The sequence below is a fragment of the Acetobacter sp. KSO5 genome (assembly GCF_044094635.1).
Classification (GTDB): Bacteria; Pseudomonadota; Alphaproteobacteria; order Acetobacterales; family Acetobacteraceae; genus Acetobacter; species Acetobacter cerevisiae.
The window spans coordinates 1,997,969-2,014,350 of the sequence record NZ_CP172014.1 but is presented as its reverse complement, the minus strand read 5'-3'; the positions used below and the strand labels follow the sequence as shown (position 1 = coordinate 2,014,350).

Annotated in this window: 16 protein-coding genes; 14 read left to right on the top strand and 2 right to left on the bottom strand. The window is 56.8% G+C overall.

Annotation, left to right across the window (positions count from 1 at the left end; translation table 11 throughout):
* The first annotated feature begins 199 nt into the window (after window positions 1-199).
* The 10 genes from ACHQGU_RS09130 (at window position 200) to ACHQGU_RS09085 (ending at window position 9,715) form a co-directional block, all read left to right on the top strand.
* Window positions 200-493 carry a hypothetical protein gene (locus ACHQGU_RS09130; protein ID WP_395494769.1) on the top strand — a complete coding sequence of 98 codons (294 nt, stop codon included), beginning with the start codon at window positions 200-202 and terminating at the stop codon, window positions 491-493.
* Complete coding sequence (locus ACHQGU_RS09125; RefSeq protein WP_395494767.1) at window positions 445-2,436, top strand: TonB-dependent receptor; 1,992 nt, start codon at window positions 445-447, stop codon at window positions 2,434-2,436. Before ACHQGU_RS09130 ends, ACHQGU_RS09125 begins: the two co-directional genes overlap by 49 nt.
* A gap of 46 nt (window positions 2,437-2,482) precedes the next feature.
* Window positions 2,483-4,465, top strand: a complete 1,983-nt coding sequence (locus tag ACHQGU_RS09120) for an NAD(P)-binding protein (RefSeq protein ID WP_395494765.1) — start codon at window positions 2,483-2,485, stop codon at window positions 4,463-4,465.
* The gene (locus ACHQGU_RS09115; RefSeq protein ID WP_395494764.1) at window positions 4,462-5,787 is read left to right on the top strand and encodes an amino acid permease; all 1,326 of its coding nucleotides are present in this window, start codon (window positions 4,462-4,464) and stop codon (window positions 5,785-5,787) included. The genes ACHQGU_RS09120 and ACHQGU_RS09115 overlap by 4 nt, the downstream gene beginning before the upstream one ends.
* A gap of 68 nt (window positions 5,788-5,855) precedes the next feature.
* Window positions 5,856-7,061: an amine dehydrogenase large subunit gene (locus ACHQGU_RS09110; RefSeq protein ID WP_395496410.1), complete on the top strand. Its 1,206-nt coding sequence runs from the start codon at window positions 5,856-5,858 to the stop codon at window positions 7,059-7,061.
* Window positions 7,058-7,582, top strand: a complete 525-nt coding sequence (locus ACHQGU_RS09105; protein ID WP_395494762.1) for a MauE/DoxX family redox-associated membrane protein — start codon at window positions 7,058-7,060, stop codon at window positions 7,580-7,582. The genes ACHQGU_RS09110 and ACHQGU_RS09105 overlap by 4 nt, the downstream gene beginning before the upstream one ends.
* A complete protein-coding gene (locus ACHQGU_RS09100; RefSeq protein ID WP_395494760.1) occupies window positions 7,582-8,175 on the top strand; it encodes a redoxin family protein in 594 nt (197 codons plus the stop codon). The genes ACHQGU_RS09105 and ACHQGU_RS09100 overlap by 1 nt, the downstream gene beginning before the upstream one ends.
* Window positions 8,162-8,764, top strand: coding sequence for a methylamine dehydrogenase (amicyanin) small subunit (gene mauA / locus ACHQGU_RS09095; protein WP_395494758.1), 603 nt, complete (start codon window positions 8,162-8,164; stop codon window positions 8,762-8,764). The genes ACHQGU_RS09100 and mauA overlap by 14 nt, the downstream gene beginning before the upstream one ends.
* On the top strand, window positions 8,761-9,234 hold the full coding sequence (locus tag ACHQGU_RS09090; protein ID WP_062143320.1) for a cytochrome c: 474 nt from the start codon (window positions 8,761-8,763) through the stop codon (window positions 9,232-9,234). Before mauA ends, ACHQGU_RS09090 begins: the two co-directional genes overlap by 4 nt.
* Window positions 9,212-9,715, top strand: coding sequence for a cystathionine beta-lyase (locus ACHQGU_RS09085; RefSeq protein WP_253556341.1), 504 nt, complete (start codon window positions 9,212-9,214; stop codon window positions 9,713-9,715). Before ACHQGU_RS09090 ends, ACHQGU_RS09085 begins: the two co-directional genes overlap by 23 nt.
* Here the strand turns inward: ACHQGU_RS09085 and ACHQGU_RS09080 are convergent.
* Complete coding sequence (locus tag ACHQGU_RS09080) at window positions 9,712-10,371, bottom strand: methylamine dehydrogenase (protein ID WP_395494755.1); 660 nt, start codon at window positions 10,369-10,371, stop codon at window positions 9,712-9,714. The genes ACHQGU_RS09085 and ACHQGU_RS09080 overlap by 4 nt on opposite strands.
* A 29-nt stretch (window positions 10,372-10,400) precedes the next feature.
* Here ACHQGU_RS09080 and ACHQGU_RS09075 point away from each other — a divergent pair, with 29 nt between their 5' ends.
* The 3 genes from ACHQGU_RS09075 (at window position 10,401) to ACHQGU_RS09065 (ending at window position 13,653) form a co-directional block, all read left to right on the top strand.
* A complete protein-coding gene (locus ACHQGU_RS09075) occupies window positions 10,401-11,834 on the top strand; it encodes an aldehyde dehydrogenase family protein (protein WP_395494754.1) in 1,434 nt (477 codons plus the stop codon).
* Window positions 11,831-13,102, top strand: coding sequence for an NAD(P)/FAD-dependent oxidoreductase (locus tag ACHQGU_RS09070; RefSeq protein ID WP_395494752.1), 1,272 nt, complete (start codon window positions 11,831-11,833; stop codon window positions 13,100-13,102). Before ACHQGU_RS09075 ends, ACHQGU_RS09070 begins: the two co-directional genes overlap by 4 nt.
* Window positions 13,103-13,245: 143 nt before the next feature.
* Window positions 13,246-13,653 (top strand): lytic transglycosylase domain-containing protein, encoded by a 408-nt coding sequence (locus tag ACHQGU_RS09065; protein WP_395494750.1) that lies wholly within the window; start codon window positions 13,246-13,248, stop codon window positions 13,651-13,653.
* A gap of 39 nt (window positions 13,654-13,692) precedes the next feature.
* Here the strand turns inward: ACHQGU_RS09065 and ACHQGU_RS09060 are convergent, their stop codons facing one another.
* A complete protein-coding gene (locus tag ACHQGU_RS09060; protein ID WP_395494749.1) occupies window positions 13,693-14,616 on the bottom strand; it encodes a LysR family transcriptional regulator in 924 nt (307 codons plus the stop codon).
* A 120-nt stretch (window positions 14,617-14,736) separates the two neighbouring features.
* On the opposite strand from ACHQGU_RS09060, the gene ACHQGU_RS09055 reads away from it, so the two are divergent.
* A complete protein-coding gene (locus ACHQGU_RS09055) occupies window positions 14,737-16,374 on the top strand; it encodes an MFS transporter (RefSeq protein WP_395494748.1) in 1,638 nt (545 codons plus the stop codon).
* Window positions 16,375-16,382 lie beyond the last annotated feature (8 nt).

The window sequence follows — 16,382 nt, the reverse complement described above, 5'->3', positions numbered from 1 at the left end:
CACTTCCCGCCGGAAACTGCCTCTTCGATGTGCATTGTCCTTCTCGGCCTTAACAATGCCTGCGCTTCTTGTGTCAGATCCCGCAAAGGCGGCCTCGGGAGAGGTCTCTGCTCCTGTGTCAACGCAGGTGCATCATGTCCCTCACAGCAAGCCTGCGGTGCTGGCTGCATCAGGTGCATCGCGAAAGGCGTCCGGGCGGGTGGCGCCTGCTATTCGGCATCGTGATCATGGGCCTGTACAGGGCGGCAGTGAGGCGCTGGAAGTCAGTTCGCACCGTAGTGTTTCACGGGGTGCGGATAACGTTGTCTCCAAAGCCATCATGGAGCAGTTCACGCCGGGGACATCTGTGCTGAAAGCGGTTGATCGCCTGCCTGGTGTGAGCTTCAGTTCTACAGATCCAATGGGGTTGGACCTGTGGGGCTCCAGCATTTATGTGCGTTTTTTATGGATCAGCTGGGCGCAACTCTGGATGGCATTCCGCTTAACGATATGACGTATCAGAGCACCAACGGATACAACATTGTTCAGGCGGCTATTTCAGACGATATCGAGCGCACAATTGTGTCCGAAGGGCCGGGGGGCGTTGCTGTTCCCTCTACTTCCACGCTGGGTGGAACGATGCAGTTTGAGACCGGAGACCCGAAAGACCAACTAGGCGGCAAGATCTCTCAGGGTTTTGGGAGTTATAGCTCTTATCGCACGTATGCACGTTTCGACAGTGGCAAGCTGAATAATACCGGCACCAAGTTCATGACGGCTTATTCCCGCTCTGATGAAGGATTGTGGGCTGGTGGCGGGTCCCAGTTTCAGCAGCAGGTTGATGCCAAGCTGGTACAGCCGATTGGCAATAACAGTGTCATGAAAGCCTTTTTCAACTGGAGCGACCTGCAGGAATGGGGATATTGGGATACCTCTCTGGCCATGCTGGATGGCTTGGGCTGGCGCACCCCACATCTCTATCCCAATTATGGACTGGCCTATAACTACGCTGCAGGCAACGTTACGCTTCCGACGACGGATGCGATTAATGCCAATGGTGACTCTCCGTATCTTTATGACGGCGGCCAGCATGAAGTTGACTATACGGGCGGCCTGAATTTTGATCTTGAACTGACGGATGCGCTGCGGTGGCGTACCACGCTGTATGGCACCAGTCAGACTGGTTATTACACGTATTCCGATGCCACCGTGCCGTCTGAAGGGACCGGTGCCCCGCTTTCCGAAGAAGTGTGGCAGAACCGTCAGGAACGGTATGGCTTTACGACAAGCTTTCTCTATAAAATTGCTAATCATACCATTGATACAGGCGTCTGGTATGAAAACAACAATCAGGATGCAGGGCTTTTCTGGTATAACGAACCGGCTCTGGGGGAAGGGGCACCTCTTAAAACTGTAGGGCCTTACAATGTCTATGGCCGCGCCTTCCGGCAGGGGTATGGGTTTAGCTGGCGCACCAACAACTTTACCTATCATTTGCAGGATACCTGGCGGCCCATTACCAACCTGCGGATTACTGCGGGGTTCAAATCCATGCTGGCAACGACGGCGGGTGGCGCAAATTACAATAATTCCGACTATACCGGCGTGGATGCGCTTCCTAACGGCGGCATGACGGCAGCAAGTGCCTTCCTCCCGCATGTTGGGGCGAGTTATCGCTTCCTGAAAAACCATGAATTCTATTTTGATTTGGCCGAAAATATGCGGAGCTATCAGGTTACGGCAAATGGTGTCGGGCAGTCTCCCTGGTCTGTGCAGGATCAGGATACGTTCCGTAGGTTGCAGCGTAACCTCTCACCAGAAAAAGACTGGGTCTATGCGGTGGGGTATCGGTATACAGACAAGCTGATTCAGGCCAGTCTGGCAGGGTATCATGCGGATGCCAGAAACCGTTTGCAGACGGCAACGGAAGGCACAATTCTGGCACCGGTCAATACTGTGGTGCCCACAACGGTGCATACCAACGGTGTTGATGCTGCAGTGACCCTTACACCGATCAAGGGATTGGCGATCTATAATAGCGTGAGCTACAACCACTCCACATATGGCGGAAATATTAATACATCAGAGGGTGTTTATTACACAAAAGGAAAGAAAATCGTTAACTTCCCGCAGTTTATGTATAAGGCCAATCTGTCTTATCGCTGGAAGGGGCTTGAAACACATTTTGACGTGCATTATTATTCAAGGCGTTACTTCAGCTATGTGAATGATACCTCAGTGCCCGGTTACTGGCTGGCAAGCACGGGAGCACGCTATAATTTCGGTAAAGTTGGTTTCGCGAAAAACCTTTCTGTAGACTTCAATGTCTATAACCTTTTCAACTCAAAATATATCTCCATGATGGGGCAGAATGGGAACCCGATGTCGGGAGATTATCAGTCTCTTGAGCGTGGTGCAGTGCGTGAATTCTTTGGGACGGTTAGCGCGGAGTTCTGACCTTACAATTCTGTCTATCCTGCACACGTCATACACTGAGGTCAGAATGCCAGCACGCATCACACGTCGAGATTTTATCGGGGGAATATTGGTTCCCACCGCGCTGAGTGGGGTTGTGAAGGGGCTTTCGGCTTCTGCGCAGGCTGCGTCAACAGAGGGTTTTGTGGCTCCTCCTTTGCGCACAGGTTTGCGGGGTAGCCATCCCGGGGCGTTTGAAGCAGCTCACGCGTTGCGGGATGGCACCCTTCAGGAAAAAAATATCAAAGCAACCGATGAAGTTTATGATCTTGTTGTGGTGGGCGGTGGACTGAGTGGTCTGGCCGCAGCGCATTTTTATCGCAAATATGCCGGACCTGAAAAAACTGTTCTGATTATTGAAAATCATGATGATTTTGGTGGGCACGCCAAGAGGAATGAGTTTTCTGTTGATGGTCACAGACTTGTTCTCAACGGTGGCACGCTGGAGATGGAATCTCCGAAACGCTATAACCAGTGGGCGACGATGATCCTGTCTGACATCGGTGTGAATATAGACGCGTATAAAAAGGAAAATATTAAAACAAGCCACCTGTATGAGCAGATGGGGCTGCGTTCCGGGCTGTTTTTCAATCAGGAAATCTGGCCGCATGATTATCTGATGCCTAAAAGCAAAGAGAATGCCGCCGCGCAATGGCGCTATATTTCAGAAGAGGCATTGAAAAATGCACCGCTTTCTGAAAAAGCACGGCAGGATCTTGTCAGGATTGTCTCCTCAACGCAGCCTGATTATATGGCAGGCCAAAGCGTTCCTGAGAAAAAGAAGGCGCTCGCGACTCTCTCTTACAAAGATTATCTGCTGATTATTGCTAAGGTTGATCCTACAGCCGTCGCCATATTTCAAAAAACAGGCGCAGGTATTTTTTGCGTTGGAGGGGATGCTCTGCCCGCGCTGTTTGCGTGGGTCATGGGGTATCCGGGTTTTTCCGGTCTGGGGCTGGGCGATGTGCCGGATGGCCTGCTGTCTGATTTACAGGGCGGCCAGCATGGGCGGCAGAAAGATTCCGAAGAGACTGCTCACTTTCCTGATGGCAATGCGACACTGGCTCGGCTTTTGGTCTCACATCTGGTGCCGGGGGCGACAAAAGCGCGGTCTCAGGATGATATGGGTCTTGCCGGGTTTGCTTATGAAAAACTCGACCAGCCAAATCAGCCTGTTCGTATCCGGTTAGGCACGCTGGCGCTGCACGTTGCGCATGATGGTGTGCCGGAGACGGCGCAAACAGTTTCCGTTCTTTGCGCCCCTGCCGGAGAAGCGACTCCGGCGCAGATCAGCAAAGTGCAGGGGCGACAGGTGGTGCTGGCATGCTGGAACATGATTATCCCTTACATGGTGCCCAGCTTGCCTGCTCCGCAAAAAGAAGCGCTGGCTTATGGTGTTAAAGGGCCGATTGCGTACGTCAATGTTGCCTTAAAAAACTGGCGTGCATTTAAAAAACTGGGTGTGGCAGAAATTTCCTGTCCAGGAATGTTTTTTGAAGAAGTGCAACTAGCGGAACCGATGTCTCTCGGCGGACTGAAAGCCCCCACGGACCCGGAAAAGCCGATTGTCGTCCGGATGATCAAGACATTCGGGGTGCCCGGTCTTTCAAAGCGTGAGCAATATCGGGCCGGACGCAGCGTGCTTCTGGGGCTGACGTTTGAACAGTTTGAAAAAGAAATCCGCAGCCAGTTACAGCGTATTCTGGGGCCGGGCGGCTTTGATGCCCCCCGGGATATTGCAGCCATAACAGTCAATCGGTGGCCTCATGGTTATGCGTATACGTATAATAGCCTGTACGAGCCACTGGACTGGGTCTTTACAGAAACGTCTGAGCGGCCTTGCGTTAAAGCGCGTCAGCCGTTTGGCCGGATTGCTATTGCGAATTCAGATGCCGGCGCCAGCCCGCATACCGATGCGGCGTTTGAACAGGCGCACCGTGCTGTTGTAGAACTGTTGGAGCGGCAGACGTTCCCGTTTGTTTCAGCAATGCCGGGGGGAAGTACTCTGTGACGGCGCAATCTTCTGGCCCACAGCTGGCCAAAAGCCTGAGGCCGCGTCATATCACCATGATTTCTCTTGGTGGTGTAATTGGCGCGGGGCTTTTTATTGGGTCCTCGGGGGCTATTCTGACGGCAGGGCCGAGCGTCCTGATTTCTTACGCCCTCTCTGGCCTCATGGTTTTTCTGGTCAATATCATGCTGCGAGATATTGCCTTGCATGCGCCGGGGCATGGGTCTTTTGTCAGCCAGATCCGGCATGCACTCGGACCGTTGCCCGGTTTTGTGGCTGGGTGGGTTTACTGGATGGTCTGGGTGACGACGCTTGGTGTGGAAGTGATTGCCTCGGCGTCTCTCATCGCGCCGTATGTGCCTGTGCCGTATGCGGTGATTGAAATTGTCATTCTTGCCGTTATGACGGCCATCAATCTGATGTCTGTGAGAAATTATGGCGAATGTGAATATTGGTTTGCGCTGATCAAAGTTGCCGCCATTTGTCTGTTTGTCGTGATTGGTGTTGTGTTGCTCAGCAGCCATTCTGTGCCGGTTGCAGACAATTTTCTGGGGCATGGTGGCTTTATGCCGATGGGCGCTTTTGCCTTTCTGGCTGCTGTGCCCACTGTTTTGTTTTCCATGACGGGAAGCGAGATTGCGACCATTGCGGCTTTGGAATCAGATAATCCGGATCGCAATATTGCCCGGATTACGCGCACGGTTGCGGTGCGGTTGCTGGTCTTTTATCTGACCTCAATTACCTTGATTTTGTGCCTTTTGCCCTGGTCGGAGAGCGTGCGTGGAATTTCACCTTTCCTCATGACGCTTGAGCGCTTCCATGTGCCCTATGCCAGTGTGGTGATGACGCTGGTCATTCTGTCCGCAACATTGTCGACGCTCAATTCAGGTTTATACGCCACATCCCGCGTGGTGTATGAAATGGCCCGCAGGGGGGATGCGCCACGCGCCTTGCAGGTCATGGCGCCACAGGCGCATCTGCCGCGCCGGGCGGTGCTGGCCAGTGCTGCTGTAGCGTTGCTGGTTTCTGCCACGGCCGTTCTCTCGCCCGGTGTGGTGTTTGCCTTTCTGGTGGCCACAACCGGGGCATTTATCATGGTCTATAATATCCTCATTGTCTGTGCGCGGTTGCGGCTGTATCGGCCGGGCGCATGGAAGGGCTGGCTGGCGATCATCATGCTCGTGGGGGTTCTGCTTTCCATGCTGGGTGCGCCGGAAACACGGCATGAACTGGCTGTCGGGGCGGTCGCCCTGTGCCTTATTACGTTGGGTGGCTGGATAAAACTTCGTTCCGGTGGCGTTGCATCTGGAGCCAGAGAATGACACTCTTTTTCTCCCTGCGCAGTGCGGCTGCGTATTCATCTGCTCTATCAGCCAAGGGGTTTGATTTTATGCGCTATTCCACAGCTCTCCGGTCCGGCTCGGCGGCTCTTGTGCTGGGTCTTGTGGCACTGGGAGCGTCTTCCGTAGCGTCCCTTAAAGCGTGGGCAGATGAGCCGGTTGTGCAGGAAGAAGAAAGCGACATTATCAAGCTTTCTCCGGTCACGCCGCATCGTATTCTGGTGCAGGATACTGCGGGCACACACGCCAAGGATGGCCGTATTTACGTTGTGGATGCGGACAAGGGGAAGCTGCTCGGCATGGTGCAGGCGGCCTATAACGGCAACGTTGTGCAGGACCCCAAAGGCCGGGCGTTTTATGTGGCGGAGACTGTCTGGTCTCGCGGTAATCGCGGGGATCGACTTGACCTTCTGCCCGCGTATGACCCGCAGACGCTGACCATTACGAATGATGAAGTGCTGCCGGGCCGGGCGCTGGTCACGCCCAAGAAAAATGATCTTGCTATCAGTCAGGATGGCGGACGTGTGTATGTATTTTCCATGGTGCCCACCAATGCGGTGCATGTTGTGGATACGGCCACGCATAAGGTCACCCAGACTGTTGATCTGCCGGGTTGCGCCCTGGCCTATCCGTGGGGGAATGACGGATTTACGTCCATCTGTGCGGACGGTGGCCTTGCCAATGTCAGCCTGAAGAATGGCACAGCAAAGGTTGCGCACACCAAGCCGTTTTTTGACCCGGAAAAGGACGCTGTTTTTGAGCACAGCCCCACCCGGCGGTCTGATGGCAAAACGTGGTTTATTTCCTATAGCGGCCTTGTTTATCCCACCGCCTTGTCTGCTGACAGCAAGGTGGAAGCACCCTGGTCTATTCAGGAAGCAGCTGGTATGAAAAAAGCCCCTGCTGCTGAGGCACCTTTCGCTAAAACATGGCGTCCGGGCGGCTGGCAGCTCTCGGCTCTTCATTATGCCAGCGGGCACCTGTTTGTGCTGATGCATGAAGGCACATTCTGGACCCATAAAAAGCCGGGCACGGAAATCTGGGAACTGGATACTGCAACGCATAAACTGGTGCGGCGTATTCCGTTGCCTGTGCCGGCCACAATGGTAGGCGTCACGCAGGATGATAAACCGCTCCTGTTTACCAACGATAATGCGGGGGATCTGTTTATCTGGGACATGAAAAGCGGCAGGCAGCTGCACAAGATGTCTCATCTGGGCGATGACCTGTACTTCACTGTCGCGCTGGGTGAATGAGCGTGCATAACCTTTTACTTCAGATGCTGGGGGCGTTGGGCAGCGGGGCGTTTGGTGCGCTGTTCCTGTTCACCGGTATTGGCAAAGCTACTGACAGCGCCCGGTTTGCCTCAGATATTGCAGCCTATCGCCTGTTGCCGCTGGATGGGGCGTTTCCGGCTGCCTACACCATTATTGTGACGGAAACCCTTCTCGGGATCTGGTTGTTCTCTGGTGCTGCTACACTGGCGGCTGGACTGGTCTCGGCGGTGTTGCTGCTGGTGTTTGCAGCTGCGATGGGGATCAACGTGGCGCGAGGCCGCACGCATCTGTCCTGCGGGTGTATCCCGGGTGTGGATGCGCGCCTGTCATGGGCTTCTGTGTTGCGCAATGTGGCGCTGGCCGTGCTGGTTTTTCTGGTTGGGCTATGCGGTCAGCCGGAGTTTGGCCTGCTGTGTGTTGAAGGGTTGCTTATGGGCGTTTCCCTTCTGCTGCTGTGCGTAGCAACGGCGTCTCTTACTGGCGCGGAGGCGCTGAGCTGATGCTGATTATTCTCACAGTGTCCACATTGTTGCTGACCGTCTTTACGCTGGGGCTGGCGCTAGGTGTGTTTGTGCTGGCCCGCCAGATTGGTGTGCTGCATGAGCGGCTGGCTCCCATTGGCGTGCAGCCGGTTTTGTCCGGCTTGCAGGCTGGGCAGGCGCTGCCTCAGGTTACCGCCCGCACGCTGGCCGATGCGCCGGTTGCCATTGGGGGCGCCAGTGCTGCTGGCCGCGCCATGATGCTGATGTTTGTCTCGGCTGATTGCCCCGTCTGTAAGCGTGCTCTGCCTGTGGCGCGTGCTGTGGCGCAGGAGCATGGGCTTGATCTGGCGCTGATAGGCGAGGGCGATGTTGCCGCCCTTTCGGCCATGGCGCAGCGGACGCCACTTGAGGGCGTGCCGTTGCTGGTCAGCATGGAACTGCTTTTGCTGATGCAGATTGGCCGCCTGCCGACTTTGGTGGTGCTTGACCCCCGTGGTGTCATCACGGCGCGGGACGTTGCCAGCAGCCGCCGCGAAATTGAATCTTTGGTTGCTACGTTGCCGCAGGCACGTCAGGCCCAAATGAAGGAGACCTCTCATGTCGCAGTCTGATGTGTCCGCACATTCCGGAGCGCGCGCTGAAAAGGACGGCACGGCACACAGCCTGCTGGACCGCACGATTGAGCGTTTGACCCGCCACGTTGCAGGTCATAGTTCCCGCCGGGGCCTGCTTGGGCGCGTTGGGGCATGGGTGACGTTCGGGGCGTTGATCCCGACTTTGCCGGTCGAGCGGGCGTCTGCCGCACAGGCCGCTAAACCCAAATTCAAGGCCCCCACACCCTTTGCGGCTGATGCCCAGACGACGGACCCTACGGCCTGTAATTACTGGCGCTATTGCGCGATTGACGGGTTCCTGTGCGCATCCTGTGGCGGGGGTGTTCATAGCTGCCCGCCGGGGACGAGCCCTTCACCTACCTCATGGATTGGCACCTGCTTTAATCCCGGAGACGGGCAGTCCTACCTTGTTGCGTATCGGGACTGTTGCGGACAGGATGCGTGCAGCCAGCCCCTGTGCGTTGGCACGGAGGGTGACCAGCCGAGCTACCGGCCTCAGGCCAATAATGATATCATCTGGTGCTTTGGTACAGGCGCACTGATCTATAATTGTTCGACTTCTGTTATTGTTGGGAATGCATCATGATTAAACACGGTTTACGTCTTCTGGCTGGTGTTCTTGCCGCGGCTCCGGTTCTGGCGGGTTCTGCCCACGCAGCCTCTGACGGGCTGACGGTTTACAACACCAACTGTTCCGTATGCCATCAGGCTGGTGGGGCAGGGATGCCGGGCCAGTTTCCTGTTCTGAAAAACCGGATTGATAAAATTGCAGCCACGCCTGAAGGCAAGAAATATCTGATGGATGTTGTGCTGAACGGTCTGCACGGCCCCATTCAGGCCGGTGGCGCGGCTTATGCCGGGTTCATGCCGTCTCTCAAGGCGCTCTCTGATGATGATATTGCGGCTGTGCTGACCTATGTTGCGTCTCTGGGGGATACCTCACCGGCCCCGACCATTACGGCGGATGATGTGAAGGCAGCCCGCGCAACCCCCAAGAAAGGTCCGGAAGTTCAGGCTGAACGGAATGCGCTGAATGCTGCTCACCCTATTCCGTAATGTTGTAGGGGAATGCACGCTGCGGCCTGCCAGACGCATGGTTTGTCTGGCAGGGGCGGTGTCTGCGTTTCTGTTGTGGGCTGACACAGCGCCCACAGCAGGGGCCGCGATGCTGGACCATGCGACGACAAACTATCTGACTCATTGTGGTGGCTGCCACGGGATTGAGGGTGTTTCAGCCCGCACATTTGTACCGATTTTGCGAGACCATGTCGGCACATTTGCCTGCTCAGCAGAGGGGCGGGCCTATATCGGGCGGGTGCCGGGTGTTTCCATGTCCTTGATTCGGGATGATCAGGACCTGGCAGATGTCATGAATTTTGTGCTGTTTCGTATGGGCGGGGCCAGCACCCCGGCAGGCACCAAACCTTTTACGGCTGCGGAAATTCATACCTTGAGGGCACAGCCGATTGCCTCAACGGATCTTCTGGCCTTGCGCGCCGAGGTGCTGGCCCGCGCTGCGGCGCAGTGCCCCCGTTAAGAGGGCGAAAGAGCATGCGGGTTGGCTTCCAGAAAAGACTGAATGGAGCTGTGGCCCGTTTCCATAACGCTCAGCAGGCTTTCCAGATGTTCCCGGTTGTTGACCAGCCCGCGCGCTTCCACCGTGCCATCCGGGGCCAGAAGCACTGCAAAGGGAACGCGGTCTACGCCCAGCAGGCGGCCGATTGTGGCGGAATTGACCATGTCACACGGGGTAATGCCAAGGGTGGAGACCGCTTCTTCCTGCGCCTGCGGGGTGTCATCCCCCACAAACAGCAGGTCAAGTTTTTCACGAACGCAAAAATCACGGGTAATGGACACCATTTTTTGCGAGATCGGACAGGTTCCGGAGATAAACAGCAGCAGCAATTTTCTGCCATTGGACCTCTGACCACCGATGATGACGTCCTGCCCGTCCAGGGTTGTCTGGGGATGGGCATCCAGCCGGGAGGCCGTGGGGTTGACCGGAGCCAGAGCGCCAAGGGGCGCAATTTTGCGGTACAGTGCTTTAACCTGTTTGAGCAGCAGCAGGGCGACAGTGGCAGTCAGCACCATGATGATCCACAGTGTGCCCTGCGCCAGTATCAGAGCCTTCATATCCATCAGTTCCCGGTTGTTTGCCTGACTATTGCAACAAATGGCCTGATGGTCGATCAAAATATCCTCCTTTAAGGAACGCGCACGCCATGTCTCATGCTTTGCAATTTTATTATAACGGCCAGTGGGTTAACCCGGTGGGCAGCCGCACGCTGGATGTTATCAATCCTGCAACGGAAGAGGTGTGCAGCACGATCGCACTTGGGGAACCTGAGGATGTAAACCGGGCGGTGGCCGCTGCCCGCAAGGCCTTTCCGGCATGGTCCGTCACCACGCGGGAAGAGCGTCTGGCTGTGCTGGAGCGTATTCTTGTTGTCTATAAAAAGCGCTCTGAAGATATGGCGCAGGCGATTTCTCAGGAAATGGGCTCCCCCATTGCCCGGGCGCGGGACAGCCAGACATGGGCTGGCATGGCGCATCTGGAAGAAATGATTTCAGCTCTTAAAACCTACGTGTTTGACGAAATGCGGGGTGATATTCTGATCACCCGTGAGGCAGTTGGGGTTGCGGGGCTTATTACACCGTGGAACTGGCCGATGAACCAGATTATGTGCAAGGTCGCGCCCGCGCTGGCCGCAGGGTGCACGGTGGTGATGAAGCCCAGCGAAGTTGCACCGCTCAGTGCGCTGGTCTTTACGGAAATTCTGGATGAGGCAGGCCTGCCGCCGGGTGTTTATAATATGCTGAACGGTGATGGCCCCGGTGTGGGAGAAGCCATTGCCAGCCACCCGGATGTGGATATGGTTTCCATTACCGGTTCGACCCGTGCCGGTATTGCTGTTGCAAAACTGGCAGCGGAAACGGTCAAGCGTGTGCATCAGGAACTTGGTGGGAAATCACCAAACATTATTCTGCCTGATACAGATTTTGAAGATTCGGTGACGAGAGGGGTTAAAGGCTGCTTTAGCAATTCCGGCCAGTCCTGTGATGCGCCAACGCGCATGCTGGTGCCGCGTGCACAGATGGAACAGGCTATGCAGATTGCTAAAACGGCTGCTGAGTCCTTCAAAATGGGTTCTCCGGCGGATGAAACCACGCAGCTTGGCCCGGTTGTGAGTGCCGTGCAGTATGACCGTATTCAGAAACTGATTGCCAAAGGTATTGAAGAAGGGGCGACCCTCGTAACAGGCGGCCTTGGGAAACCGGAAGGACTGGAAACCGGGTATTACGTCAAGCCCACCGTGTTTGGGAATGTTGCGCCGGATATGACGGTCTCACGCGAGGAAATCTTTGGCCCTGTTCTGTCTATTCTGGCCTATGATGATGAAGAGCAGGCCATTCAGATTGCCAATGATACGCCTTATGGTCTGGGAGCTTACGTTCAGTCTGGTGACCTGAAGCACGCCAGAGCCGTGGCGCGCCGTCTGCGCGCGGGGAACGTGAATATCAACGGGGCAGCATGGACCGTGGCGGCACCATTTGGTGGCTATGGCCAGTCCGGCAACGGGCGTGAATGCAGCTCGTTCGGGTTGACAGACTTTCTGGAAATTAAAGCTATTATTGGATATGGCGAGGGCGCATGAACACGGTAGCCAGCCTTTACGCAGCAGATGGCGGGGATGGTCTGGTCTATCCGCCTCTGGATGGCAGCACGCATGCCGATATTGTCATTGTAGGGGCTGGCCTGACCGGGCTTTCGACAGCACTTCACCTTGCCGAAAAAGGTGTGAAGGTGGTTGTTCTGGAGACCGAACAGCCCGGCTGGGGGGCTTCCGGGCGCAACGGGGGGCAGGTGAATCCCGGCCTCAAACCTCTTCCCTCGCAAGTGGAGCAGGATTTCGGTCCGGTGTATGGTCCGGCTCTTGTGGACGCAGCCTGGAATGCGCCCAATCTGGTTTTTGATCTGATTGAGCAGCATGGCATTGCGTGCTCGGCCCTGCGTGGCGGAACGCTGAGAGCCGCTACAGCGCCCGCCCAACTTGCGCCTTTGCGGCAACTGACCGACGAGTGCCTGAGGCGTGGCTGGCCGGTGCAATGGCTGGAGCCAGCGGACATGCAGGCACGCTCCGGCAATGCGCTGTATTGCGGTGGGATGCTGGATGCACGGGGCGGCCAGCTTGATCCGCTGGCTTATACGCGGGGTCTTGCACAGGCTGCGGTCAAAGCCGGGGCGAGCCTGTACGGGGGAACGCGGGTCTCGTCTTTTGCCCGTCAGGGTGACGCGTGGCAGGTGCAGACAGGGCAGGGTTCTGTCCGTGCTGATAGACTGCTTTTCGCGACAAACGGTTATACAGACAAAGCGTGGGACGCTCTGCGGCGGTCTGTCGTGCCGGTCTATAGCGGTATTGTCGCCAGCACTCCGCTGCCAGAGGGGCATGCCGCCCGGATTTTGGCGCAGCATGAGGTTTTGTATGAACTGGGCCAGATTACTACGTACTACCGGGTGGATGCGCAGCGACGGTTGTTGATGGGCGGCCGATCCTATTCTCATCATTTACACGGGGCTTCGGCTTTTCCGTATCTGGTTCAGCGGGCGTTAACGCTCTGGCCGGAACTGCGCGATATCAGCTGGACCCATGGCTGGAACGGGCAGCTGGGTGTCACGCTGGACCATTATCCCCACTGGCATGAGCCGGAGCCGGGGTTGCTGGCCTGTGTGGGCTATAATGGGCGTGGCGTGGCGATGGCGACGGTTATGGGGCAACATATCGCACAATACGTGACGGGGCAGGGCACGGCGCTGTTTCCGCCAACCCCGGTCAAACCCATAGCCGGGCATTTTGGGTGGAAAATGGGTGTGGCAGGGCGCATCTTATGGGGGAGGCTGGCGGATCGGCTGGGGCGCGTCTGATGCACGGTGAGGGCTGGGCTTCCAGTCCACGCCTTGAAAAAGTCTGACTGGGTCCATAGGGAGAAAAGTGGGATGCTCCGGTGCTCTTTTAAGACAAACGTCAAAAAGGGGAGCAGCCACAGCCCGTTGAACTCAGGATGACTATGCCCGTTTCACTTCTTGCCTGCATGATTGCCAGCGCCAACCATTACCATATTCCCCCGCGTGTTCTGCCCGTGATCCAGAAGGTCGAAGGGGGTGTGACAGGGATGGTGCATCCGAACGGGGATGGCAGTGCGGATCTGGGCCTGATGCAGATCAACACGCGCTGGGTGCAGCCTCTGGCTGATATCCGTCATCTCTCGGTGCCAGCGACCGCCACGCGCCTGATTTCAGATCCCTGTTTTAATGTGGCGGCCTCAGCGCTCATCATGCGGACTTATATTGATGAGGCGCATGGCGATGTGATGCGGGCTATCGGCTATTATCATTCCCACACGCCAACGCTGAGTGCGGCTTACAGGCGGAAGGTGCTGAACATGGCCTCATCCATGTTTGCCACCAATAAGTGACGGGGTGTGATTTCGCGCGGTCAGCCAGCAAGGTGCGCTTTAAGGGGTGCATTTTTCAAACACTTTGCGGGAGACCCGGAACAGTGTTTCCCGCAGCCAGCGGTGGACGGGGTCCGTATCCCGCCGGGGGTGCCAGGCCTGAAAGGCTTCAACGCTCGGCAGGGAGAGCGGGAATTCAAAAGAGGCCAGCCCCAGAGCCTTCAACGAGATATGGTTGATGACAAGGCCGGGGAGGGGAAGGATGAGGTCCGTCTCCTTCATGCTTTCCACCATGCAATGATAGGTGGGAACCACCATGGCAATCCGGCGTGTCAGGCCGTGCTGGTTTTGCAGCATCCAGTCGATGGGGCCGCGTGCCCGGCCTCTGCGGGAGACGCTGATGTAATCGTAAAGCACCATGCTTTGAGGCGTGATGGGAGCGGCAAGAATAGGGTGATCCTTCCGCACCAGTCCTTGCATGTGGTCTCGCAGGACTGTCTGGCGGCGGATTTCGGGCTTCATCAGGTCGGTCGCGCCAAGATACAGGTCAATGCCGCCATCCCGTAACGGGTCAGAGGCCGCGGCATCCAGCTCCGGAGCCCATATCACTTCACAGCGCGGGCACTCCTGCTTGAGGGCTTTCAGAAGCGGCAGGGCGAGGGCGGCCACCACCAGATCATTCGCGCGGATGGTGAAGGTGGGGGCCATGTTGGCCAGATTGGCGAGGGCACGCGTTTCCAGCAGGCTGTCCGCACTGTGGACCAGATCCTGCACCTGACTGAGAACGCCGGTAGCAAAGGCCGAAGGGATCATACGCCGACCGGCCTGCACTAAAATGGGGTCTGCAAAGGTGGTCCGGAGCTTGCCGAGCTGGCGGCTCATGGCAGGTTCACTGACCTTCATGCGGCGGGCCGCACGGGATACACTCTCTTCTTCAGTCAACACCTTGAGGTAACGAAGCAGATCGAGATCGTAGCGTTTCATCCCTCCAGAAATAGATTTTGTCTGGCGGATTGACCAGAAATTATTCTTCCGAAAATCGAAGTCGTCGCTTTCCACAAATGAGGGTTGTCGGCAGGCTGGCTCTCAGGATCATGTGCGGCCATGAACAACGTCGCCCCTCCACAGGCGGTCGGTGAGCCTGTCGTTCACGCCTCGCCACCGCGACCGTCCTATATTCCGCCTTTTGGTCTGCGGACTGTCATTGGCTGCCTTGGCATGCTGCTGGCGGTGCATATTGCAGGCTTTAATGAACATGTGACTGAAATAGGCCTGTCCGACATTCGGGGTGCGATGCATATCGGCCACGATGAGGGGACGTGGGTCATCTCCATTTATGAGGCGTTCAATATTGCGGCCATGGCCTTCACGCCGTGGTTCTATATGACGTTCTCAATCTACCGTTTTTCCATTTTTATGACGACGGTGATGGCGATCCTGTCCATCCCCGCGCCGTTCATGCCGGATGTGACCTCTCTTTGCATTTTGCGGGCCTTTCAGGGGCTGGCGGGGGGCTGCCTGCCGCCGGTGCTGATGACCGTGATGCTCAAATATCTGCCACCGCAGATCCGCGTCTTCGGTATTGGTGGCTATGCCATGAGCGCGACCTTTGGCCCCAATCTTGGCCTGCCGCTGGAAGCCTTCTGGTTTGAGCATGTGGGCTGGCACTGGCTGTATTGGGAGATTATCCCGCTTGCCGTGGTTGCCGTGGGCATGATGGCGTATGGCCTGCCGCGTGACCCCATGCATTTTGAGCGGTTTGAGAAGTTCAACTGGTTCGGGCTGATTGTGGGCGTGCCGGCCATCTGCTCGCTGGTGACGGTGCTGTATCAGGGGGACAGGCTCGACTGGTTCCGCTCGCCCCTCATCACTAATCTGACCTTCTGGGGCATGGCGGCCTTTATCGTGTTCGTCATTAACGAGGCCTATCATCCCAGCCCCTATTTCCGCATTCAGTACTGGCGGTCCCGCAATATTCAGGCGTCGTTGCTCTCACTGGTCGGTATTCTGGCGATCTGCTCCATTATGGGGGAAATTCCCGCCCTCTATCTGGAATCTGTGCGCGGCTATAGGCCTATTCAGGCGGCCCCTGTCTCACTGGTGGTGGCGTTGCCACAGCTGATTATGCTGCCGCTGATTGCGGCCATCTGTAACCGCCGCATGGTGGACTGCCGCTTTGTGCTGGCCGGGGGCATGCTGTGCCTTGCGGCTTCGGCCTGGCTGGGCACGTGGCTGACGGTGGACTGGGTGCGGGACAATTTCTACCCGCTCCAGATCCTGCAGGTATTCGGCCAGCCGATGACGGTGATCCCGACCCTGATGCTGGCGACTATGGCCATGGGGCCTGCGGATGGGCCGTTTATCTCCGGCATGGTGAACATGCTCAAGGGGCTGGCCAATGCAGTGGCCTACGCGCTGTTTGCCGCACTCAGCCGCCGGCGTGAGCAGTATCATTCCACCATGTTGCTGGACCATCACGGCACGCATGCTCTGGCTTTGCAGGGCATGGGGAACCCCATCACGCAGCAGCTTTCCGGCACGTCGCCCGATAGCGGGCATGTGGCCCGGAACTCCCTGCAGGTCTTTCATACCTACGTGCATGAGCAGTCTCTCGTGCTCGCACTCAACGATATCTACGCCCTGCTGATTGTCGTCTGCCTTGGCTATGCGGTGATGAACCTGGTGCTGCCGCATCGTGTCTACCCGCCCCGTGCGCCGTCTCCCAACACTCCCGCTCGTTAATCCGGAAC